This window comes from Pseudomonas putida (assembly GCF_001941965.1).
Taxonomy (GTDB): Bacteria; Pseudomonadota; Gammaproteobacteria; order Pseudomonadales; family Pseudomonadaceae; genus Aquipseudomonas; species Aquipseudomonas putida_L.
On sequence record NZ_MKZO01000014.1, the window covers coordinates 41,941 to 63,751 of the forward strand.

Below are 21,811 nucleotides of genomic sequence, written 5' to 3' on the forward strand. Positions count from 1 at the left end.
ATGCTGAACATGCTCAGCGCCATCGCCCATGACCTCGACCTGCCCCGCCCGCTGGACGGGGCCGTGCGTTTCTCCACCCCTGGCAACCTGCCATCAGCCTTCGCCGTCACCGAGATGGCCGGGGTCAGCATTGCCGCCGCCGGTCTGGCGGTAGCCGCGCTGATCGAACAGCAGGCAGGCGAATGCCACCGCGTCCAGGTGGACCGCCGTTTGGCCGCCCTTTGGTTCGCCTCCAGCCTGCGCCCGCAAGGCTGGGAACCGCCGCCACTGTGGGATGCCATCGCCGGTGACTACCAGACCAGGGATGGCTGGATCCGCCTGCACACCAACGCCCCGCACCACCGCCTGATCGCCGAAGCCGTACTCGGCCCGGCCACTGACCGCGAAGCCATGGCTCGCCAGGTCATCGCCTGGTCTGCGGGCGAACTGGAACAGGCCATCGTCGAAAGCGGCGGCTGCGCGGCGCAGATGCGTAGCTGGCAGCAGTGGTCGGACCATCCCCAGGGCCGTGCGGTGAATGCCGAGCCGTTGATCCGCCGCCAGCCGTTCGACGCCGACGGCTCGCGCAACTGGTCGGGCACCCCGGAGCGGCCCCTGGCGGGAGTGCGCGTCCTTGATCTGACCCGGATCCTCGCCGGCCCCATTGCCACCCGCCTGCTCGCCGGCTTCGGCGCCGACGTACTGCGCATCGACCCGCCGGACTGGGACGAACCCGGCGTGGTCGCCGAAGTCACCCTCGGCAAGCGCTGCGCCCGTCTGGACCTGCGCGAGTTCGATGACCGCAAGATCTTCGAACGCCTGCTGGCCCAGGCCGACATCCTCGTCCACGGCTACCGTGCCGATGCCCTGGAGCGCCTTGGCTATGGCGATGCCCAGCGCCGGGTGCTGAATCCCGCGCTGGTGGACATCAGCCTCAACGCCTATGGCTGGAGCGGCCCGTGGCAAGTGCGCCGGGGCTTCGACAGCCTGGTGCAGATGAGCACCGGGATCGCCCATGCCGGAATGCGCTGGCAGCAGGCCAGCCGGCCGGTGCCCTTGCCGGTGCAGGCGCTGGATCATGCGACCGGGTACCTGATGGCGGCGGCAGCGATTCGCGGACTGGCGGAGCGGCTGGCGACGGGGCAAGGTGGCATGGCCAGGTTGTCACTGGCGCGGACGGCGAAATGGCTGGAGGAACAGGGGACCATGCCGGATGACCTGCCGCTGGCGGCCGAGACGGCGGCGGACCTGGGCTTGCGACGGGAGCAAACGCCCTGGGGGCCGGCGCTGCGGCTGAAGGCGCCGCTGCAGGTGGTGGGGGCGGCGTTGCATTGGGAGTTGGGGGCTTCGGAATTGGGGTCGGCCGAGGCGTGTTGGTAGGCTATACCGGCCTCATCGCTGGCAAGCCAGCTCCCACAGGGTTCGCGGCGCACACAAAACCTGTGGGAGCTGGCTTGCCAGCGATGAGGCCCGAATGAACATCCTCATTCCCGACTACCAACCACCGTCCCCTCCGGCACCACCACCTGCCCCAGATCGATCCGCTTGAACACCGGACTCGCCCCCAACCTGGCATTGAACCGCGTGTTGAAACTGAACTCATCCTCCGTCGCCACACTCAACGGCCGCCCATACGCCGCCTGCACCTGCGCCTGGTCATACCCCAGCAACTGCAACAGGGTCGGGAACAGGTTGTAGTGACTCGACCGATCGCGGTTCTGCTGCAGATGCGCGGCCCAGTCCGGCGCCTTGACCCCTTCACCCTGGATCACCACCAGCGGCACCAGGCCCTCCTCCATCACCGGGTCGCTGTCGCAGTGGGTGTTCAACCCGGGATTGCCCCGCTCATGCAGGTCCTGCCCATGGTCCGAGGTGTAGATCAGTACCGCCTGGCTCAGGTCGGCCTGGGCGAACAGGCGCTTGAAAAACTCCCCCACGTTCCACGCCAGGGTGTTGCGGTAGGCATTGCGGTACAGCACCCAGTCCTGCGGGCTGCCTGAAAAGCCATCGCGCCGCCCGGTATCGGCGATATCGGTGTACTCCCCGCGCGGCAAGGCCGGACGCCAGAGCATGAAGTCATCCGGGTACTTGTCGTGCACCGGAAAGTGCGCACCGACCTTGTTGACCAGGATCAGTTGCGGCCGCCCATCACCCAGCAACTCCACCAGTTGCGCTTCCACCGCCATATCCCTCTGCTGCACCGGGGTGTCGTCGAACTGGATGAAGCGGTCGATATCGCGCTTTTCCGTTTCGCTCATCAGGTTCTGCAGGTTGCCACCGGTGCGCTGGGCGTCGATGTACACCGTCTGCAGACCGGCCTGATGGGCGTACTGCCAGATCGACGGCTGGGTCGAGTTGATCCGCAGATAGTCGGCGCGGGTGCCGCCGTAGCGCAGGGTGACATTGGTGTCGGCGCTGCAGTTGGCGATGGACGCGGCGTAGCCGAAGTTGAAGATTTTCAGCCCCGCTCCTTGGGTCAGCGGCGTGGGCACGCCCTGGGCGGTGTTGAGGTCGAGGTAGTTGCCGGACACGCTTTCATCGATCAGCAGCACGATGTCCCGGGCCATGGCCGGGCCGCTGCGGGCCAGACTCACCGGCTGGCGCACACCGACATGGTCATGCAGGGTTTCGTAGGCCAGCAGGTTGAGATAGGCCAGCGGCGTATACATCACCGGCAAGCCCCGGGCGCCCTCCCCGGCACGCACGAACAGGATCCCCGTCAGCAGCAGCACCCCCAGCAGCGGCGCCGCCCAGGGCAACACCCGCGGTAGCCGCGGCCAGGTCCCTGGGCGCAAGCCGATTCCCAGCAGCAGCAACAGCCCGCGCGCCAGCGCCAGCAGGATGGCGTCCTGGTACTGCAGCAGCGCGTCCTGGATGAATGCGCCGGAATAGACCATCGAGATAAAGGCGCTGTAGGTCAGGTAGCTGGCGGTGATCCGCGTGTAGGCATCGAAGAACACCGCGCTGGCGAAGAACAGCAACGCCAGCGCCCAGCGCACCAGACCCAGGCGAATCTGCGCTGCCAGCCACAGCCCCAGCGCCAACAACCCGAACACGCCCAGGTACAACACCAGCGCAGGCCCCATGCCCAGCGCCTGCAAACGTTCGCCTGTCGCTTCATGAAAACAGGCCAGGTAGCCGAGCAACAACGAGCCCTTGAGATATGCACGCATGGAATGAGACCGCCTTCGGCAGACCGGGGATTTTCGAAAGGTAGTCAGCTTGCGCGGGTCTTTCCAGCTATCGACTGCCAATTTTATGGCGAATTATTGGCGCCGAAAAATAGGGATTAACACTAAAGGAGAGCCGTCAAACCAATTGCGAACAAATCTCTACAAGCCTTGAACGGCGCGGCCTTCGACCGTTTATCGAGAAATCACCCGGCGACTGGCCATCACCTTTTTGACGCAAAGGCGCGGATTGAAAGGGGTTGATGGCAAAACGACCGCTGCAACAGGCAACGTAAGTTGAGTGAAACATGCCATTCCATTGACACTTTTTCCGCAGCCTGCGCTATACCGAAAACACATCGCTGTTACACCCCCATTACGCCATGCGAGGCATCCGGAATGGACGTGAGTGTGTTCGGTACGGGTTACGTAGGACTGGTTCAGGCAGCCGCCCTGGCAGACGTCGGTCACCGGGTGCTGTGCGTGGATGTCGATACCCACAAGATCAGCCAACTGCGCGTCGGTGTACCGCCGATCCACGAGCCGGGCCTGTCGGCCATGCTCGAGGACAACATCCGCGACGGCCGCCTGCTGTTCAGCACCCAGGCCAGCGATGCGGTGAGCCATGGCGAACTGATCTTCATCGCCGTCGGCACCCCACCGGACGAAGACGGCTCCGCCGACCTCTCCCATGTCCTTGGCGTGACCCGGCAGATCACCGAGCTGATGGACGGCGACCGCACCCTGATCATCAAGTCCACGGTGCCGGTGGGTACCGCCGACCAGGTGGCGCAACTGGCCCGCGAGCAACTGGACCGCCTGGGCAAGCTGGAGCTCAAGGTACGGGTGGTGTCCAACCCGGAATTCCTCAAGGAAGGCAGCGCCCTGGCCGACTGCCTGCGTCCGGACCGGATCATCGTCGGCACCTGCGACGCCGACGCCCAGGACCAGCTCAGCGAACTCTACGCGCCCTTTTGCCGCAACCATGAAAAGCTCATGTTCATGGACAACCGCAGCGCCGAGCTGACCAAGTATGCGGCCAACGCCATGCTCGCCACGCGGATCAGCTTCATGAACGAGCTGGCCAACCTCACCGAGCGCCTGGGCGCCGATATCGAGGCGGTGCGCAAGGGCATCGGCTCCGACCCGCGCATCGGCTACCACTTCATCTACCCCGGCTGCGGCTTCGGTGGCTCGTGCTTTCCCAAGGACCTGCGCGCCCTGCTACACACCGCCGAGCACAACGGCATGCCGCTGCGCCTGCTGCAGACCGTCAGCGAGGTCAACGACAGCCAGCGGCAGATCCTCTTCGCCAAGCTCAAGCAGCACTTCCCCGGCAGCCTTGCCGGCAAGTCGGTGGCGCTCTGGGGCCTGGCCTTCAAGCCCAATACCGACGATATGCGCGAAGCGCCCAGCCGCTACCTGATGGAAGCCCTGTGGGCCGAAGGCGCCACGGTGCATGCCTTCGATCCGGAAGCCATGGCCGAGTGCCGGCGGATCTACGGCTACCGCAAGGACCTGCAGCTCTGCGCCACCCGCGACGATACCCTGGAAGACGCCGACGCCCTGGTGATCTGCACCGAATGGAAGAATTTTCGCGTGGTGGATTTCAGCCTGCTGGCGCAGAAACTGCGCCAGCGCCTGATCATCGACGGGCGCAACCTGTACAACCCCGACCAGGTCGCCACCTTCGGCCTCGACTATTGCGGCATCGGCCTGCGTCATGTCGTGCCCGAGGTACCGGCACCATGAAAGTCCTGGTGACCGGCGCCGCCGGCTTCATCGGGGCCCACTGCGCGCTGCGCCTGCTGCGCGACGGCCACCAGGTGATCGGCCTGGACAATTTCAACGCCTACTACAACCCGGCGCTGAAAGTCGCGCGGGTCGACTGGGTACGCCAGCAGGCCGGTGACTTTACTCTGCGGATCCTCGACCTGAACGATGCCGAGGGCCTGCAACGCCTGTTCGCCAGCGAGCAGCCCGAGGTGGTGGTGCACCTCGCCGCCCAGGCCGGGGTGCGCTACTCCCTCGACAACCCCCGGGCCTATCTGGACAGCAATGTCGCCGGCTTCCTCAATATCCTCGAATGCTGCCGCCGCCATCCGGTGCAGCACCTGCTGTTCGCCTCGTCCAGTTCGGTGTACGGCGCCAATCGCACGGTGCCGTATTCGGTACGCGATGGCGTCGACCACCCGCTGTCGCTGTACGCCGCGAGCAAGAAGGCCAACGAGGCCATGGCCCACTGCTACAGCCATCTGTTCGGCATCGCTGCCACTGGCTTGCGCTTCTTTACCGTGTACGGCCCCTGGGGCCGCCCGGACATGTCGCCGATCCAGTTCGCCCAGGCCATCCATGAAGGCCGTCCGCTGCGCCTGTTCAACCATGGCCAGCACCAACGCGACTTCACCTATATCGATGACATCGTCGAAAGCCTGGTGCGCCTGATCCCTCAGGCCCCGCAAGCCAATCCAGAGTGGGACGCAAGCCACCCGGACCCGGCCAGCAGCCACGCGCCCTGGCGCCTGTACAACATCGGCGGGCAGCGCCCGGTGGCCCTGCTCGACTATGTCGCCCTGCTGGAAAAGCACCTGGGGCGCCAGGCCGAAGTCGAGTTGCTGCCGCTGCAACCGGGGGACGTGCTCGACACCTGCGCCGACGCCAGCGACCTCGCCGCCGCCACCGGTTTCACTCCCCTCATTTCCCTGGATGACGGACTCGGGCGCTTCGCCGCCTGGTTCCTCGACCACTACCTGCCGCTGCTCGGGACGCCAGCGCAGATCCACCGGGCTTCGCCCGCAGAGCAACGGAGGTCGATATGACCGGACAACCGCAAAGCGCCCAGGTACAGGCGCTGCAAGAGGACAAGCGGATGGACCCCAAGCACCGCATGCGCATCGATTCGGCGGTGCACAAGCAAGGTCGTGGCTGGTTCACCGGGCGTATCGGCGGCCGGCCCTGGACCCTGTCGCGGACCAACCGCTGCCTCGCCGGCCTCGGCGCCGTGCTCCTGATCATTTGCCTGGCGCCACTGCTGCTGGCCCTCGCCGTGCTGGTCAAGGCCAGCGGCCCGGGGCCGGTGTTCTTCGTGCAACGGCGCACCGGCTATCGCGGACGCTGCTTCGGCATGTTCAAGTTCCGCACCATGGTCGCCGACGCCGAGGCGCTGAAGGAGTCCCTTCGGCACCTGAACAAGCACGGCGCCCAGTCCATCGATTTCAAGATCGACGATGACCCGCGGGTAACCCGGATCGGCCGCTGGCTCCGGCGCAGCAGCCTCGACGAGTTGCCCAACCTGTTCAACGTGGTGCGCGGCGAGATGCGCTTGGTCGGCCCCCGGCCTACCTCGTTCAACGCCTACCGCTACAAGGACAGCCACCTCGCACGCCTGAGCATCTACCCCGGCATGACCGGCCTCTGGCAGATCTCCGGGCGCAGCGACATCGACTTCGACCAGCGGGTCGAGCTTGACCTCAGCTACATCGCCGAACAGAGCCTGAGCCTGGACCTGAAGATCCTGCTCAAGACTCCCTTCAAAGTGTTCAACGGCCACGGAGCAAGTTGAGATGGACGGTTCTACTTCAAGAAGCATGCGTATCGCGACCCCCAGCGAAACCAACCTGACCTCCACCCTGCTCGACCAGGACCGCCGCCTGCTGTTGCTGACCGCCGCCAACCGCGGCAGCGGCACCAGCACCAGCGCCCTGGCCGTCGCCAAGCAACTGGCACAGATGAGCGGTGGCGCGGTGTTGCTGGTGGATGCCAGCGACACCCCCGACAACCTCAGCCAGCAACTGGGCCTGGGCAAGCTGCGCGGGTTCAACGACCTGCTGTTCGATGACCAGACCCCGCCGCTGCCCCAGGACTGCATCGTGCGCCTGTCCGACCAGAGCTTCGACGTGCTGCCCGGCGGCCTGCACAAGCGCGGCGGCGAGCGTCTCGACCCGGAAATGCTGCGGGTCCTGCTGCACAAGCTGGCCAGCGACTACCGCTTCGTCGTGATCGACGGCGAGGCGGTCTACGCCGGGGCCGACAGCCTGGTGATGGGGCCGCTGGTGGATGGCGTGATCCTGGTCATCGACGCCGACGACACCCGCCGCGAAGTGGCCCAGGCTGCCAGCCAGCGCCTGGTCCAGGCCGGTGCGCAGTTGATCGGCAGCGTCTTCAACCGGCGCCGCTACTACATGCCCAAGTGGCTCTACAACAACCTTTGAGCCGACCGTGCGAGGGCCCCCGACATGAACCATTCCCTGATCGCCCTGTTTGCCCTGGTACCACTGCTGGCCGCCTGCAGCAGTCACCAGGAAATGCACCAGATGCCGGTGCAGATCATGACCGCCCCCAGCGCCAGTGCCCAGGCCACCGAGCTCGACAGCCAGGAACAGGTGCTGCGCCCGCAGGACGTGCTCGACGTGATCTTCCATATCGCCACCAGCGGCACCGATGCCTATCGCATCCAGCCCGGCGATACCATCGGCCTGAACTTCCTCTCCGCCAGTTCCCTGAACGGCAACCAGCTGGTGCTGCCTGACGGCCGTATCGAACTGCCGGCGGCCAACACCTCGGTGCAGGTCGCCGGGCTAACCCCGGATCAGGCCCGCGCCGCGATCCAGCAGGCCTACCGCAACAAGAGCCTGTTCCAGCCCAACCGCGACCAGTTGACCGTGCAGGTGATCAGCCCGCTGACCAACGAGCAGAACCTGAAGAACTCGCTGAACCACCCGGCTACCGGCCTGAGCCGGGAGATCACGGTGAACAGCGACGGCCGCGCCAACTTCCCGGAAGTCGGCTCGGTGGCCCTGCAGGGCATGACCGTGAGCCAGCTGGAAAGCTACCTGAACGAGCGCTACGCCAAGCTGCCGGGAAAAATGAGCGTCGACGTGATGCTCAAGTCCACGGCGGTCAACGAGATCTACGTGCTGGGTGAAGTAGGCGCGCCCGGCGCCTATCCGATCCGCCGTCCGGTCTCGGTGCTGGAGGCCCTGACCCTGGCCCGCGGGCCGAGCATCAAGGCACGCCTGGACTCGGTGATGATCATGCGGCGCAAGGGCAACCAGGTGACGGCGGTGCCCTACAACATCGACAAGGCGCTCGACGCCAGCGCCGCCCAGGTCGCCTACCTGCAACCGGACGACATGCTCTATGTGCCCAAGACCAAACTCGCCAGCGCCGGCGAACTGGCCCGGCAACTGGCCGACGTGGTGCTGTTCCAGGGGGTTGGCGTGAGCTTCGGCTATCGCCTCGACAACAAAGGCAGTGACAACTGATCCCGGGAGTATCGCGACATGAATCCCAAAGAGAATTACCTGCACGAGTTCTTCCGCATCTTCTTCGCCAACCGCCAGTGGGTGAAACGCATCTTCCTGGCCTTCGCGGTGATTACCCTGCTGCTGCCGCTGGTCCTGCGCCAGAGCTTCGATATCGGCGCCGAGGTCATCGTCCAGTCGAAGAAACTGTCGCAGAGCGATACCAATACCGCCCTGGCCCAGGAAACCGACAAGTTCATCCCGCCCTCCCTGGCCGACATGGAGACCGAGAGCAATATCCTGCGTTCGCCGACCCTGATCCGCCAGACCATCAGCCAGCTGCGCAGCGAAGGCAGCTACAGTTCGGAGCCGGGCATGCTTGATCGCTGGGTAGTCAGCCCTTTGCATGTCCATGTCATCGACCCGCTGCGCAGCGCCCTCGGCCTGCGCGTGCAATCCGCCGGCGACAGCGAGCTGGATGCCCTGACCGAGCAGGCGGTGAAAAGCCTGAAGGTCGATACCCTGCCCGGCTCCAACGTGATCTCGGTGAACTACAGCTTCCCCGATCCGGCCCAGGGCACCGCCTTCGTCGCCCGCCTGCTGGACAACTACCTGAAGAACCGCCAGGACCTGCAATCCAACGAGTTGCCGGAGTCCTTCTATGAACAGAAGAAACTCCAGTACCAGACCCGTCTCGACGACCTGGAAAGCAGGCGCCTGGGTTTGCTGGAGGCCAACGGCTCGTCCGATCCGAAGGAGGAAATCACCTTCCGCCTGAACGCGATCAACACCGAGGAGCAGGACCTCAACCAGTACCGCGACCGCCTGCTGCAAAGCCAGCGCTGGCTCGACTACCTGAAGGGCGCGCTGGCCAATGCCAGCTCGGCGAAAATGGCCGACTACAGCTTCCCCTTCACCTTCACCACCACGGTGGACAACATCGCCTTCGAGGATCGCGAGATCAAGCAACTGGGCGAGCAACTGACCGGCCAGGTGTCGCGCTACGGCAATGACACGGCGATCTTCCAGCCCGGCAGTGAACCCATGCAGTTGCAACGCGAGCAGATCACCCGTACCCGCCAGCAATTCCTGAAAGTGGTGTCCAACCGTATCCGCGAACGCGAGAAGGACCTGACCGTGGTCCAGGAAGTGATCGCCCAGAAAACCGCGCGCATCGGCGAGCTGAAAAGCCGCATCCACCAGTTGCAGGAAACCCAGAGCAAGGCGCGCCAGCTCGATACCGAGATCGATGCCCTGCACAAGGCCTTCTTCACCTACACCCAACGCTATGAAGAAAGCCGTGGCCAGGGCCAGCTCGACAACCTGTCCAACGCCCGTATCCTCAGCGCGCCGTACCAGCCCACCGAAGCCGCCTTCCCGCGGCCGCTGCTGATCATTCCGTTCGGCATGCTGACCGGGTTGCTGTTCGCCATCGCCCTGGTCTATGTCCGCGAGTTCTTCGACCACCGCTTCAAACATCCGGCCCAGATCGGTCAGGAGCTGAACCTGCCGGTGCTGCTGGTGATCAACGACCAGACCCCGGCACTGCCCAACCCGCACAAGCAATGGTCGCTGCCACGGCTGTGGCACTGGGTGCGCAATTGAACGCCGCAGCCCCGCGCCAGCCGATCATCCACCTGCTCAACAGCGGTGGGTTCTACGGCGCCGAGCGCATGCTGCTGGACCACTGCCTGGCCACGCCAGGGCAGCATCGGGTGCTGTTTCTCGAGGCACCGGATGAATTGCTGGCGCGCTTTCGCCGCGCCGGGGTGGACTGCCAGCGCTGCACCGGGGTGGCGGGGCTGCTCGGCGAGATCGGCCGCGAGCGCTCGGCGCGGCCGCTGCTCAATGCCCACAACTTCCGCGGCCTGCTGTTCGGCTGCCTGGCGGCACTGGTGTGGGGCATGCCGCTGCTGGCCACCCAGCACGGCTTCACCCCGCGCAGCCGCAAGCAGCGCCTGTACACCTGGCTGACCCTGCGCCTGTGCCGTTCGCCGCTGGTGAGCAAGGTGGTCTGCGTGGCCGAAAGCATCGCGCGGATCCTGCGCGAGGCCGGGGTCGCCAACAGCAAGATCCGGGTGATTCCCAACGGCCTGCCGGACAGCGCGCAACCGCTCCAGCATGCCGAGCACCACGGCCAGTGGCTGGCCGGCTACGTGGGCCGCCTGAGCAGTGAAAAAGGCCCGGACCTGTTTCTCGACACCCTGATCCCGCTGTGCCGACGCTACCCGCAACTGCATGGGGTGATGCTCGGCGACGGGCCGGAACTGCCGGCCCTGCGCGCGCGGATTGTCGCCGCCGGGCTGTGCGAGCGCATTCTCCTGCCGGGCTTCCAGCAGGACATGCGCCCCTGGATGCGCCGCCTCGACGCCCTGGTGATCAGTTCGCGCACCGAGGGCACGCCGATGATCCTGCTCGAAGCCATGCAGGACGGGGTTCCCGTGGTGGCCTTCGGCGTCGGCGGCATTCCCGATGTGATCGAACACGGGCGCAGCGGCCTGCTGGCCCGGCCCCTGGCGGTAGACGAGCTGGGCGCGCAACTGGCCGCGCTGATCGACGACCCGGCCCAGGCCGGCGAGTTGATCGCCCAGGCCCGGCGTACCCAGCGCGAACGCTTCCACCTGCCTACCCTGGCCCAGCGCTGGGCCCAGGTGTACCTGGGCGCCGCAAAGGAGGTCCGCGCATGATCCTGCCTCTTTCCCTGATCGGGCTGTTCGGCCTTGCCGCCGTCGCCCTGCTGGTCAGTCCCTGGCCGTACCTGGCCCCCGGCGCGGTGCTGGCCCTGGCCGGCCTCCTCGGCCTGTGGCGGCGCCCGGCCTGGGGCCTGCTGGCGATCATTGCCCTGGTGCCGTTCGAAGGGCTGTTCAAGGACAGCGACCTGTCCGCCGCCAAGCTGGTCGGTGCCGGCCTGGCCCTGGTGCTGATGCTGCAACTGGCCAGCGGCAAGCTTGATGGCAGCCGCCTGCGCAGCAACCTGTGGCCCCTGCTGCTGGGCTTCCTGGCCTGCTATGGCCTGAGTTTCTGGCTCAGCGACGACTGGCTGCTCTCGGCCCGGCACCTGCGCGAACTGCTGATCGGCCTGCTGCTGTTCGTCATGACCCTGCTGGTCGGGCGCGAGGCCAACCTGGTGCTGTTCGCCCGCCTGGTGTCGTTGAGCGTCGCCGCCACCTGCGTGCTGGCCATGTACTCCAGCAAATACCAGGACCAGGGCCGCGCCGCCGGGCTGCTCGACGACCCCAACGTGTTCGCCATGCTGATCGCCTTCGCCATCCCCCTGACCATCTGGCTGCTGCTCAATGTGCCGCGCCTGGCCGAGAAACTGCTGTGGCTGGTGTGCACCGGGCTGCTGCTGGCCGGAATGACCCGCACCGAATCGCGCTCGGGCCTGGTGGTGCTGCTGATCAGCCTGGGCATCGGTCTGTATCACTACCGGGTGCACCTGACGCGGATTCGCCCGCGGCATCTCGGCCTCGTCATGCTCGCCCTGGCGGTGTTGCTGCCAACGGCGGTGGCGGTGATGCCGGCCAAGTACATCGAGCGGATCCAGTCGCTGAGCGTGCTCAAGTCCGGGGTCAACGCCTACGAGGACGACTCCCTGGGCCGGCGCGCCTCCTATATCGTGGTCGGCAGCCGGATGATCCGGGAAAACCCGGTATTCGGCTCCGGCCCCGGCACCTTCCCGCTGCACTACGCCCATACCGGCTATGCCAAGGCCTTCTCGGCCAACCGCAAGGTCACCGACCTGTATCGCCGTGCGCACAACACCTACCTGGAGCTGTTCAGCGAAGTCGGGATCCCCGGGGCGCTGCTGTTCATCGGCATGATAGCCCTGGCCCTGCGCAACTTCTGGGCCGCGCGCAATGCCTGGCTGCGCCAGCATGAGGTGGCCCGGGCCGACCTGCTGACCCACCTGAGCATGAGCATGCTCGCGGTGGAGCTGTTCCTGATGTTCCTCAGCGCGCCGAACCACAAGTACCTGTGGATCATGCTCGCCCTGTCCGGGGTGTTGCGCGCCCAGGCCGAGGCGTCGCGCCAACGGGAGCCACGCTCATGAACCGGGTCGCCATCGTCATCCCGATGTTCAACGAAAGCCGGCATATCGGCCGCACCCTGGTGGCGCTGCGCGAGGCGGCGCGGGAGGCGGCGGTGCAATGCCGGGTGATCGTGGTCGACAACGGCTCCAGCGACGACAGCCCGCGGATTGCCCGGGCCCTCGGCGCCGAGGTGCTGAGCCTGCCGGGGCTGAGCATCGGCGCCCTGCGCAACCGTGGCGCAGCGGCCTGCGAGAGTGAATGGCTGGCGTTTCTCGACGCCGACATCGAGGTGCCTGACAGCTGGCTCAAGCGCCTGTTTGCCCTGCATGACGAGGACCGCGCCGATGTCTTCGCCCTCGACTGCGACACCCCGCACCAGGCGCCCTGGTTCGCCATTGCCTGGCAACGCCGCACCCTGCGCGCCGGCGAGCTGCTGCAAACCCAGCAGTGGCTGCCCAGCCCCAACCTGCTGATGCCGCGCTACTGGTTCGAGAATGTCGGCGGCTTCAACGAAAGCCTGCGCAGCGGCGAGGACAAGGACTTCACCCTGCGCCTGCACGAAGCCAGCGCACGCCTGGCGGTGTTGCGCGATCCGGTGGTGTTGCACTGGGGCTACGAAGGCAGCTGGAAGGAATGGCTGGGCAAGGAAATGTGGCGCCAGGGCAGCCACCTGCAACTGCTGCGCAGCCATGGCGCGAGCCTGCGCCTGCTGCGCTTCCCGGCGCTGTCCCTGGGCGCCTGGGGACTCGACGCTATGGCCCTGTCGGCATTGCTCGACGGCTTTCCGCACCTGAGCCTGCTGCTGGTGCTGATCGCCAGCCTGCCGGCCCTGGCCCTGAGCCTGCGGCAAAGCCTGAAGCACCGCGATCCGCGCCTGATGCTGCAGCTCTGGGGCCTGCATTTCATTCGCCTGCACCTGGCCGGCATGGCCTTTGTCCTGAGCCTGTTCAACCTCAACGCAAGGAGGCCTGCCCGTGGCTGAATTCATCTTCTGGTCGTGCCTGCTGCTGCCGCTGTATGCCTGGCTCGGCTATCCGCTGCTGCTGACCCTGTTCGCGCCGTTTCGCCAGCAGCCCGAGGCGGGGCCGGCAAAACCCTTGTCGGTGAGCGTGGTGATCGCCGCCCATAACGAGCAGCGGCATATCGAGCAGAAGCTGCGCAGCGTACTGGCCCAGGCCCCGTTCACCGCGAGCCTGCAGATCATCGTCGCCAGCGACGGCTCCAGCGACCGCACCGTGGCCTGCGCACGCAGCGTCGATGACCCCCGCATCCTGGTCCTTGACCTGCCGCGGATCGGCAAGGCCGCGGCGCTGAATATCGCAGTGGAGCGCTGCCAGGGCGAGATCCTGGTGTTCACCGATGCGGACAATCAGTGGACCGACGACACCCTTGGCCATCTGCTGCGCCCTTTCGCCGTGCCGGGCGTCGGCGGCAGCGCCGGGCAGATGATCATTCCCCGGCCGGGCAAAGGCCTGAGCCTGGGCGATGCGCTGTACCGCCATTACGAGGGCTGGGTGCGCCGGGTGGAAAACCGCAACGGCTGCATGGTCTCCGCCGACGGCGCCCTGCTGGCCCTGCGCCGCGAGCTGTTCGAAGCGATCCCGGAACAGGTCAACGATGACTTCTTCATCAGTACCTGCGCGCCGGCGGCGGGCCAGCGCATCGTCTACGTGCCCGAGGCCGTGGTGCTGGATTGTGGCGTGGACCAGCCCGGCAAGCAGTTCCGCCGCCGCCAGCGGGTCACGGTCGGCGGCCTGCGCAGCCTGGCCGCGCGCAGCCCGTTGCTCGACCCGGCGCAATACGGCCTGTACGCCCTCGCCCTGATCAGCCACAAGCTGTTGCGCCGCCTCGCGCCGCTGCTGCTGTTGCCGTTGCTGCTGAGCAACCTGTGCCTGTTGGATGCCGGGGCCTTCTACCTGTGGACCTGCACCCTGCAACTGCTGGCCTATGGGATTGCCCTGATCGGCCTGCTGGACAGCGGCAAACGCCTGCCCAAACCCTTCCGCCTGGCCGCCTATGTGCTGGTGACCTTCGCCGGAATGAGCGTCGGGCTGTGGCAGTTCCTCCGCGGCCACAGCTACCGGCAGTGGAATCCCGAGCAGAATCGCTGAGGCCACGACCATGCCGATCAAGACCACGCTCAAGCGCGCCCGAGGCTGGATCTACCTCAACTCCCCGGCGGGCCGCCGCCAGTTGCAGGGCGCCGGGCTGATCCTGATGCTGCACCGGGTGCTGCCGGACGACCGCGCCGCCGCCCTGCCCCATCGCAACGAGCTGTGCCTTGGGCCGCTGGCCTTCGAGCGCCTGCTGCGCTGGCTGCGCGGGCATTTCGAGTGCCTGCCGCTGCTGGACCTGCTGCACGGCCAGGGCAGCGGCAAGCGCCCGCGGGTGGCGCTGACCTTCGACGACGGCTGGCGCGACAACGCCCTGCACGCCTTCCCCCTGCTGCAACGCTACGAAGTGCCGGCGAGCATCTTCCTGTCCACCGACTACATCGGCAGCCGCCAGCGCTTCTGGTGGGAAAGCCTTGGTGAAACCCTGTGGGGCAGCCATGGCGAGCCGGCACGGCATCAGTTGATCGAGAAACTGCGCCGGGTCGGTCGCCCGCTGCCCGCCGCCTACTTCATGCACGATGCGCCCCGGGCCCGCAGCCTGGCCCTGGCGCATTATCTGCAAAGCCTGAAAAGCCTGGCCGCCCCGGCCCTGCATCTGCTCACCGATGCCTGCCCGGAGGAGTCCCTGCCCCAGGCCCTGAACTGGCAACAGGTGCGGCAATTGGAAGACTCCGGGCTGGTCCGCTTCGGTCCGCATGGCGCCAGCCATGCCCTGCTGCCAGGGCTGGACGACCATCGCCTGGAAGAGGAAATCAGCCGCAGCCACCGTGCCTTGCGCAACGGCTGCCGCGATCCGCTGCCGGTGTACTGCTACCCCAATGGTGACCATGACCTGCGGGTGCGCCAGCGCCTGGCCGCGCACCAGTACCCCTGGGCCCTGAGCACCCGCCCCGGCCTCTGCCACTGCAGTGACGATCCGCTGGCCCTGCCGCGCATCGGGGTCAGCCAGCGCAATGCCAGCCGACCTGCGCTGCTGGCCTGGCGCATCAGCCGCGGAGGCCGCTCATGAACCGCAGCCACTACCTGCGCCACCTGCTGCTGAGCATGGGCACCAGGCTGGCGATGATCGCCCTGCGCCTGTTGCGCAATGTGCTCCTGGCGCGCCTGCTCGGGCCCAGCGAACGCGGGCTGTTCGCCCTGCTGAGCAGCCTGCCGGACCTGATCGCCGCCGCCACCAGCGGCGGGCTGAACAGCGCCATCGGCTACCAGGCGGCGCAGCAGCGCAATCTCGGCCTGCTGCTGACCCAGGTGCTGGTCTACGGCTGCCTGCTGGCGGGGTTGCTGACCCTCATCTGCCTGGCCGTGCTGCGCGGCTTCGGTATTGAACTGGAAGTTACCGAGCAACTCGGCCTGCTGGCCTGGCTGCTGTTGCTGGCGGTGCCCCTCAGCGTGCTGAAAAGCGGCCTGCTGACCCTGCACAACGCTACCGGCGGCGTGGGTGCCTTCAATGCCCTGCGCCTGAGCGAATCCCTGGCGCCGTTGCTATTGTTCCTCGCGTTCTACTGGCTGTGGCCCGACGCGGCGCTGTCGGCGGCCCTGGCCAGCTGGCTGCTGGGTCTCGGCCTGGTGGTGGTGCTCGGCCTGCTGTGGCTGCGCCGTGGCCGGCAACTGCACCTGTGCTGGGACCGCAGCGGCCAGCGCGAGCTGCTGGCCTACAGTGCCAAGAGCCATCCGGACCTGTTGTTCCAGCAAGTGATCCTGCGCTCGGACTACCTGTTCATCAGCGCCCTGCTCGGCAGCGCCGCCCTCGGTCACTACGCCATGGCCAGCGCCGCCGCCGAACTGCTGCTGATCGTCCCCGAGGCGGTGACCACGCCCTTGATGAAACGCCTGCTGCAACAGGACGCCGGCATGGAGCGCCTGACCCCGTTGGCCCTGCGCCTGACCGCCACGGTGATGCTCGGCGCCTGCCTCGGTATGGCGCTGATCGGCGAATGGCTGATCGTCACCCTGTTCGGCGCCGCCTACCAGCCGGCCTATCCGGCGCTGCTGGCCCTGCTGCCGGGGCTGTTCGGCCTGTGCTACGCGAGCATCCTGCGCCTTGACCTGCTGGGCAAGAACCGCCCCGGCAGCGTGTCGCTGATGATGGGTGCTGGCGCGGCGCTCAACCTGGTCCTCAATGTGCTGCTGATCCCCCGCTACGGCATCGTCGGTGCCGCGCTGGCTTCGTCCATCGCCTACCTGGCGGTGACCCTGGCCATGCTGGTGCTGTATTGCCGGCTCAGTGGCGTGGCCTGGTGGCGGGTACTGATCGTGCTGCCCGCCGACCTGCTGCCGCTGTGGCGCATGCGGCCCGGGAGGGTTGCCGGATGAAGACCGTCGTCGCGCTGTTCGCGGGTCTGCTGTTCAGCAGCCTGGCCAGTGCCGGGCAACTGCGCTGGCCGGATATTCGCGACGGTGCGCTGTATTTGACGCCAGGACGCAGCGACACCCTGCACCTGGACTGGGTCGGCGCCTGGCAGGCCAGCGCCAATCCCGAGCAGGTGTTCCTCCTCGATGGCCAGGGGCGCCTGGCGGCGCGCCGCGATATCGCCGCCAGCGAGGTGCGCGGGCAGCAGCAATGGCCGTTGCGCGCCGGGCTTGGCAGCTATCGCCTGGAGATTCCCGGCTACAGCTTCCGGCGCTTCCGGCCGGCCTTCAGCGACAGCACCCGGGTGCAGTTCGCCCCGGCGAAAGTGCATTTCAGCCTTCAGGTGGAGGCCGGGACGGCGTTCTACTTCCGCATCGGCCCCGGCGAGCAAGCCGTGCTGGCAGGCAAATACCATGGCGGCGTCAGTGGCCTGCGCGCGGTGCGGCTCGCGGATGGGCAGAGCCTGGACCTGCTGCTGAACCCGCAAGCGGCCTACTGGCAGTTCCAGCAGGTCAGCCTGCCGGTCAGCCAGAAAGCGCAGACCTGGCGGCTGGAGCTGCAAGGCAGCGGCAAGGCGGCGTTCTGGCTCGACGGCACAGCCAACCTGTTCGCACGCCGCATCGAAGACCTGCAACCCTTGCAGGAGCAGCCCGGCAACGTCGATCTGCGCCTGGGCGGCAAGCACCTGGGCCCGACTGCGAAACTGGGGCTGAACCTGCCCTACCTGCTGCCGCCACCCGCCAGCTACGAAGTGCTGGATGCCTTGAAGCCTCGCGCCGCCGGGTTCTACAGCTTCGTCGACGTACTGGCGCGGCAGCCCGGTTACGAAACCGGTTTCCGTCGCCTGTATCGCCAGCGCTTCGGCATCGAGGACGACATCACCCTGCTCGCCGCCAGCGGCCGCCGCGCCGACCTCAGCGATGACAGCACCAGCCGTCGCGGCCTGGACGCCTGGCTGGCAGCCAGTGTCGCCCTGGGTGGCAGCGGCCGGCACTACCTGGCCTTTGCCGACGAGCCCAACCTCAATTACACCCGCTACGAGGACTTCCGCGCCTTCTTCGCCCAGCGCCTGCAACAGGTCGAGGACTACGCCGGGGCTCGCGAGGCCGGGGTGCGCATCGCCCTGCCGGCCAGCTCGCGGCTGTTCAACGGCCCCACCACCGAACGCAGCGACGAGCGTCGTGGCGCCGACTGGGCCCGGCGCTTGCTGGAGGAATTCGGCCCGCGGGTCGATGCCCTGGCCTGGCACGAATGGATGGTCCGCGACCTGCTGGCGACCCGGGCCTATCGCGACCAGGTACGCCAGGCCGCCGGGCTGGTCGGCCTGGACGAGCGCGGCCGGCCACGCAAGGCCCTGCTGCTGGACCAGACCAACCTGTCCAGCGGCTCCAGCCTGAGCCTCTACGAACAGGACGGTCACCTTGGCGCACTGTGGTGGGCCTCGGTGGCGATCAACGCCAGCGCCGACGGCCTGCTGGACATGCTCAACTGGTTCCAGGCGGCCGACGAGCCGGAGTACCCCAAGGGCATGCTGCGGGTCCTCGGGCCGCGCACCTTCGAACTCAAGCCGGTGGGCCTGGCCCAGCAGTTCCTCCAGCAGCACTGGCTGGACGAGGTGCTGCAACTGCACAACGACGCCTTCGAGGTGGACGCCCTGGCCATGGCCCGCGGGCCCCGGCGCAGCCTGCTCGGGGTGAACAAGAGCGAGCGCCTGCAACGCGTGCGCTTCGACAGCGGCGCCCGGCAATGCCCGGCGCAAAGCGTATTGACCTTCTTCGGACCCGATCATCAGCCACGCCAGGCCGACCTGGCCTGCCATGACGGATACATCGGATTCGAATTGCCGGGGCAGACGATCTTTGCCCTGGGCTGGAACGCGTCGTGAACCGCGCGACGTCGATCACCTGTCTTGCCCGCTCCTGGAGGCAATCATGCGTGTACTGAACCAGCTGCATACCCACATCAGGCACAAAGGACTGCGCTCGGCCCTGAACACCGCCTTCCGGCACTATGTGTTCTATCACTGGGAACTGCTCTGGATGGAGCGCGACCTGGTCAGCCCCGTTCCACCGCACAACCTCAAGTCCAGCCCGCCGACCCACAGCGAGCTGATCACCCTGCACAACGTGCATGCCTTCGCCCGCTACTTCGACGACCGCCTGGAGACCATGCGCGAGCTGGTCGCCGAAGGGCATACCGGGATCATCCACCGCGACCCGGAAGGCCATGTGGTGGCCTTTATCTGGGGCTGCCCGAAGGACTACCACGACCATCATTTCTATGGCTGCTGGTTCCCGGTCAAGCCCGGGGAGTTCTTCGAGTTCGGCGGCGAGCTGACCCGCGCCTACTGGGGCACCACCCTGTCGGTGGACCTGCAGCTGGACCTGTGGAAGGCCATGAGCAAGCAAGGCTGCGACAAGGTGGTGGATGTCTGCGAAAGCCACAACATCCCGGCCCTGAAACTGCACATGCGCATGGGCTACCACGAGCAGCACCGGGTGACCCACGTGTACTGCCTGTTCGGGCGCTGGAAGTTCTTCCGGCAAAGCCGCTACGAGGGCTCGCGCCTGGCCGGGCTGCACAAGCCGGCGGCGCCTGCCGCCATGGGAGCGGCCTGATGGGCCTGCGCCTGAGCTGGTTGGGCTCGCTGGCAGAGCCCGGCTTTCCCGAAGCGGACTATGAAACCCTGCGCCAGCGCCTGCCCCAGGCCACGCCGTTCAATGGCCTGGCCTGGTTGCGCGCAGCCGAGGCGGCGGTGCGCCCAGGGCAGAGCGTGCAGGTGCTGCTCGGGCATGACGGCGGGCGCCTGTGCCTGTGCCTGCCCCTGCTGCGCATGCCGTTGCGCGAGGGTTTGCCGGGGTTCGTGGTGCTGCGCCATCTGGGCTGGCCGCTGAGCGATCGGGTCGGGCTGATGGTCGATCTCGACGAGCAGGATGCGCCGCAGGTACTCCGGGCGATTCGCAAGCACCTGCCCCACGCGCTGCTGCAGCTCAACGAGCTGACCGCCGGCGAGCCCTGGTTGCGGCACTGGAGTTGGCACTGTTCGACCTACGAATGCCGACGCGTATGCAACGTGCCGGTACACGGGATCAGCGCCGCGGACAGGCAGGAGGTCAGCGGCGACCCGCGCTACAAGCTGCGCCGCGCGCGCAAGCGGATCACCGCCTGTGGTGCCCGGGTGCATCGGGTACGGGTGGATGCCGGGAATATCGAAGACTGGCTGCAGCGTATCGCGGCGGTCGAGGACGCCAGCTGGAAGGGCGATGACGGGGTCGGCATCTTCAGCTCGCCGTCATCACGGGCATGGATGTTCCAGGCCCTGACCGCCCTCGCCGGCGAAGACCGCGTGCGCCTGGTCGTGCTGGAACTCGATGGCGGGTGTATCAGCTATCGCCTCGGCCTGCTGGAACGCGGCCGCCTGTATGACTACAACCTGGCCTTCCTGCCCGCCCATGCCGAACTGGGCAGTGGCCGGGTGCTGTTGCAGGAATGGATCGACTGGGGGCTGGACGAGGGCTGGCAATGGATCGACGCCTCGCGGGTCAGCCTGGAGAACTCCAGTCACCAGTTGCACGAACGCATGACCGGGCAGATCGAGCATCTGCGCCATGGTTTCTACAGCTGGCGCCCGTCCGGCCTGTGCCTGGGCGTGGCCTTGCGCCTGTGGCGGCGCTGCCAGCCCTGGTTGCGCCCGGGCAAGCCGCGTGCTGCCAGCAAGCCTTCCCCTCGCCCTTCCGTTGCAGGAGCTGCGCAATGTCCCTCCAGGTCATAGTCAATGCCGACGATTTCGGTCTCAACGAGGCCACCAATGCCGTGATCCTGCGGGCCTTCCAGAGCGGCATGATCAGTTCGGCCACGGCCATGGCCAACATGCCGGCGTTCCGCAACGCCTGTGCCCTGGCCAGGCAACAGCCAATGCTGCGCGGGCGGGTCGGGCTGCATTTCAATATCAGTCACGGGCGCCCCTTGAGTGATGCGATTCTCGAGGAACCGCTGTTCTGCAATGGCGCCGGGGAATTCGAGTTCAGCCTGTCGCGCAAGAGCCTGTGGCTGAAGAAGCGCACCCGGCAGGCGGTGGAGCGGGAGCTGGCGGCGCAATGGCAGCATTGCTTGAGCCTGGGCTTGCTGCCCAGCCATCTGGACTCGCACCAGCATGTACACAACGTCTGGCCGATTGGCGAGATCGTCGCCCGCTTCGCGGCACGGGAGGGGGTGCCGGTGCGGCTGGCGCGCAATATCGGCGGCAATATCGGCGCGGGGAAACGGGCGTTCAAAAACCTGTTGAACCGAAGGCTGCGGCAGTTGGCCGGGGCCAGTGCGGACCATGTCTGCACCCCGGTGGACCTGCGCGATGGGCTGGTCCCGCGAAGCGGGTTGCTGGAGGTGGTGGTGCATCCGAGTGCGCTAGGGTATGCGGATTTCGGCGATGCCTATCTGCACAGCGGGGAGTCATTGCTGGATTTGCTCGAGGATCGGCTGCCGGGGGTGAAGCGGGTTGGGTATGGGGTGTTGGCGCGGGGAACCGCCCGGGCGCCGCGTCTCAACACGACGCGCTCGGTGTAGTGGCCGCCTCAAGCATCCCTGACCGATGCAAAACCCTGTGGGAGCTGGCTTGCCAGCGATGAGGCCATCCGGAACAAAGCTGTTGTCAGTTCCGGCCAAATCGCTGGCAAGCCAGCTCCCACGGGGTTTTGCGTCGTTCTTGCTTCACTCCTCGCCAACCTTCGGAAACCGCCGACAACTCTTGCGCTCCATCATCTGCTTGTCCGTCGGCCGTTCATCGACGAAGCGCGCCTGGCCATCGCTGTGGATTTCCAGGAAGCCCCAGCGCAGGTCCTTCTCCGTCTGCCCCGGTTTGGGCGGTTCGAACCACCAGACCTCGCGGCTGATCAGTGCCATGCAAATCCCCTCGGTTGAACAC

General features: G+C 66.8%; 19 protein-coding genes. 17 read left to right on the top strand and 2 right to left on the bottom strand.

Features of this window, described 5'->3' with window-relative positions; all coding sequences use genetic code 11:
• Complete coding sequence (locus tag PSEMO_RS10145) at positions 1-1,359, top strand: CoA transferase (RefSeq protein WP_075802936.1); 1,359 nt, start codon at positions 1-3, stop codon at positions 1,357-1,359.
• A gap of 104 nt (positions 1,360-1,463) precedes the next feature.
• Here PSEMO_RS10145 and PSEMO_RS10150 read toward each other — a convergent pair whose 3' ends face one another.
• Positions 1,464-3,152 (bottom strand): sulfatase-like hydrolase/transferase, encoded by a 1,689-nt coding sequence (locus PSEMO_RS10150; RefSeq protein ID WP_075802937.1) that lies wholly within the window; start codon positions 3,150-3,152, stop codon positions 1,464-1,466.
• 396 nt (positions 3,153-3,548) lie between these two features.
• Here PSEMO_RS10150 and PSEMO_RS10155 point away from each other — a divergent pair, with 396 nt between their 5' ends.
• From PSEMO_RS10155 to PSEMO_RS10230, 16 genes are read left to right on the top strand one after another with little or no spacing between them, the layout of a single operon-like run.
• Positions 3,549-4,901, top strand: coding sequence for a UDP-glucose dehydrogenase family protein (locus tag PSEMO_RS10155; RefSeq protein ID WP_075802938.1), 1,353 nt, complete (start codon positions 3,549-3,551; stop codon positions 4,899-4,901).
• Positions 4,898-5,968, top strand: coding sequence for an NAD-dependent epimerase (locus PSEMO_RS10160; protein ID WP_075802939.1), 1,071 nt, complete (start codon positions 4,898-4,900; stop codon positions 5,966-5,968). The genes PSEMO_RS10155 and PSEMO_RS10160 overlap by 4 nt, the downstream gene beginning before the upstream one ends.
• Positions 5,965-6,711, top strand: a complete 747-nt coding sequence (locus PSEMO_RS10165; RefSeq protein ID WP_075802940.1) for a sugar transferase — start codon at positions 5,965-5,967, stop codon at positions 6,709-6,711. The genes PSEMO_RS10160 and PSEMO_RS10165 overlap by 4 nt, the downstream gene beginning before the upstream one ends.
• Position 6,712: 1 nt before the next feature.
• Positions 6,713-7,360 carry a CpsD/CapB family tyrosine-protein kinase gene (locus PSEMO_RS10170; protein ID WP_075802941.1) on the top strand — a complete coding sequence of 216 codons (648 nt, stop codon included), beginning with the start codon at positions 6,713-6,715 and terminating at the stop codon, positions 7,358-7,360.
• Between the two features lie 24 nt (positions 7,361-7,384).
• Positions 7,385-8,413 carry a polysaccharide biosynthesis/export family protein gene (locus PSEMO_RS10175; RefSeq protein WP_075802942.1) on the top strand — a complete coding sequence of 343 codons (1,029 nt, stop codon included), beginning with the start codon at positions 7,385-7,387 and terminating at the stop codon, positions 8,411-8,413.
• Positions 8,414-8,431: 18 nt separating this feature from the next.
• The gene (locus PSEMO_RS10180; protein WP_075802943.1) at positions 8,432-9,997 is read left to right on the top strand and encodes a GumC family protein; all 1,566 of its coding nucleotides are present in this window, start codon (positions 8,432-8,434) and stop codon (positions 9,995-9,997) included.
• Complete coding sequence (locus PSEMO_RS10185; protein ID WP_075802944.1) at positions 9,958-11,079, top strand: glycosyltransferase family 4 protein; 1,122 nt, start codon at positions 9,958-9,960, stop codon at positions 11,077-11,079. The genes PSEMO_RS10180 and PSEMO_RS10185 overlap by 40 nt, the downstream gene beginning before the upstream one ends.
• Positions 11,076-12,446, top strand: coding sequence for an O-antigen ligase family protein (locus PSEMO_RS10190; RefSeq protein WP_075802945.1), 1,371 nt, complete (start codon positions 11,076-11,078; stop codon positions 12,444-12,446). Before PSEMO_RS10185 ends, PSEMO_RS10190 begins: the two co-directional genes overlap by 4 nt.
• Entirely contained in the window at positions 12,443-13,408 is a 966-nt protein-coding gene (locus PSEMO_RS10195; protein ID WP_075802946.1) for a glycosyltransferase, read from the top strand. The genes PSEMO_RS10190 and PSEMO_RS10195 overlap by 4 nt, the downstream gene beginning before the upstream one ends.
• Entirely contained in the window at positions 13,401-14,537 is a 1,137-nt protein-coding gene (locus PSEMO_RS10200) for a glycosyltransferase (RefSeq protein WP_075802947.1), read from the top strand. Before PSEMO_RS10195 ends, PSEMO_RS10200 begins: the two co-directional genes overlap by 8 nt.
• A 10-nt stretch (positions 14,538-14,547) precedes the next feature.
• Positions 14,548-15,549, top strand: coding sequence for a polysaccharide deacetylase family protein (locus PSEMO_RS10205; RefSeq protein ID WP_075802948.1), 1,002 nt, complete (start codon positions 14,548-14,550; stop codon positions 15,547-15,549).
• The gene (locus tag PSEMO_RS10210) at positions 15,546-16,853 is read left to right on the top strand and encodes a lipopolysaccharide biosynthesis protein (RefSeq protein ID WP_075802949.1); all 1,308 of its coding nucleotides are present in this window, start codon (positions 15,546-15,548) and stop codon (positions 16,851-16,853) included. Before PSEMO_RS10205 ends, PSEMO_RS10210 begins: the two co-directional genes overlap by 4 nt.
• Positions 16,850-18,775 carry a hypothetical protein gene (locus PSEMO_RS10215; protein WP_075802950.1) on the top strand — a complete coding sequence of 642 codons (1,926 nt, stop codon included), beginning with the start codon at positions 16,850-16,852 and terminating at the stop codon, positions 18,773-18,775. Before PSEMO_RS10210 ends, PSEMO_RS10215 begins: the two co-directional genes overlap by 4 nt.
• Before the next feature lie 46 nt (positions 18,776-18,821).
• Positions 18,822-19,508, top strand: a complete 687-nt coding sequence (locus PSEMO_RS10220) for an N-acetyltransferase (RefSeq protein ID WP_075802951.1) — start codon at positions 18,822-18,824, stop codon at positions 19,506-19,508.
• Positions 19,508-20,662 carry a GNAT family N-acetyltransferase gene (locus PSEMO_RS10225; protein ID WP_075802952.1) on the top strand — a complete coding sequence of 385 codons (1,155 nt, stop codon included), beginning with the start codon at positions 19,508-19,510 and terminating at the stop codon, positions 20,660-20,662. Before PSEMO_RS10220 ends, PSEMO_RS10225 begins: the two co-directional genes overlap by 1 nt.
• Positions 20,644-21,453 carry a carbohydrate deacetylase gene (locus tag PSEMO_RS10230; RefSeq protein ID WP_075802953.1) on the top strand — a complete coding sequence of 270 codons (810 nt, stop codon included), beginning with the start codon at positions 20,644-20,646 and terminating at the stop codon, positions 21,451-21,453. Before PSEMO_RS10225 ends, PSEMO_RS10230 begins: the two co-directional genes overlap by 19 nt.
• A gap of 144 nt (positions 21,454-21,597) precedes the next feature.
• Here PSEMO_RS10230 and PSEMO_RS10235 read toward each other — a convergent pair whose 3' ends face one another.
• Positions 21,598-21,789 (bottom strand): hypothetical protein, encoded by a 192-nt coding sequence (locus PSEMO_RS10235; RefSeq protein ID WP_075802954.1) that lies wholly within the window; start codon positions 21,787-21,789, stop codon positions 21,598-21,600.
• Between the last annotated feature and the right edge of the window lie 22 nt (positions 21,790-21,811).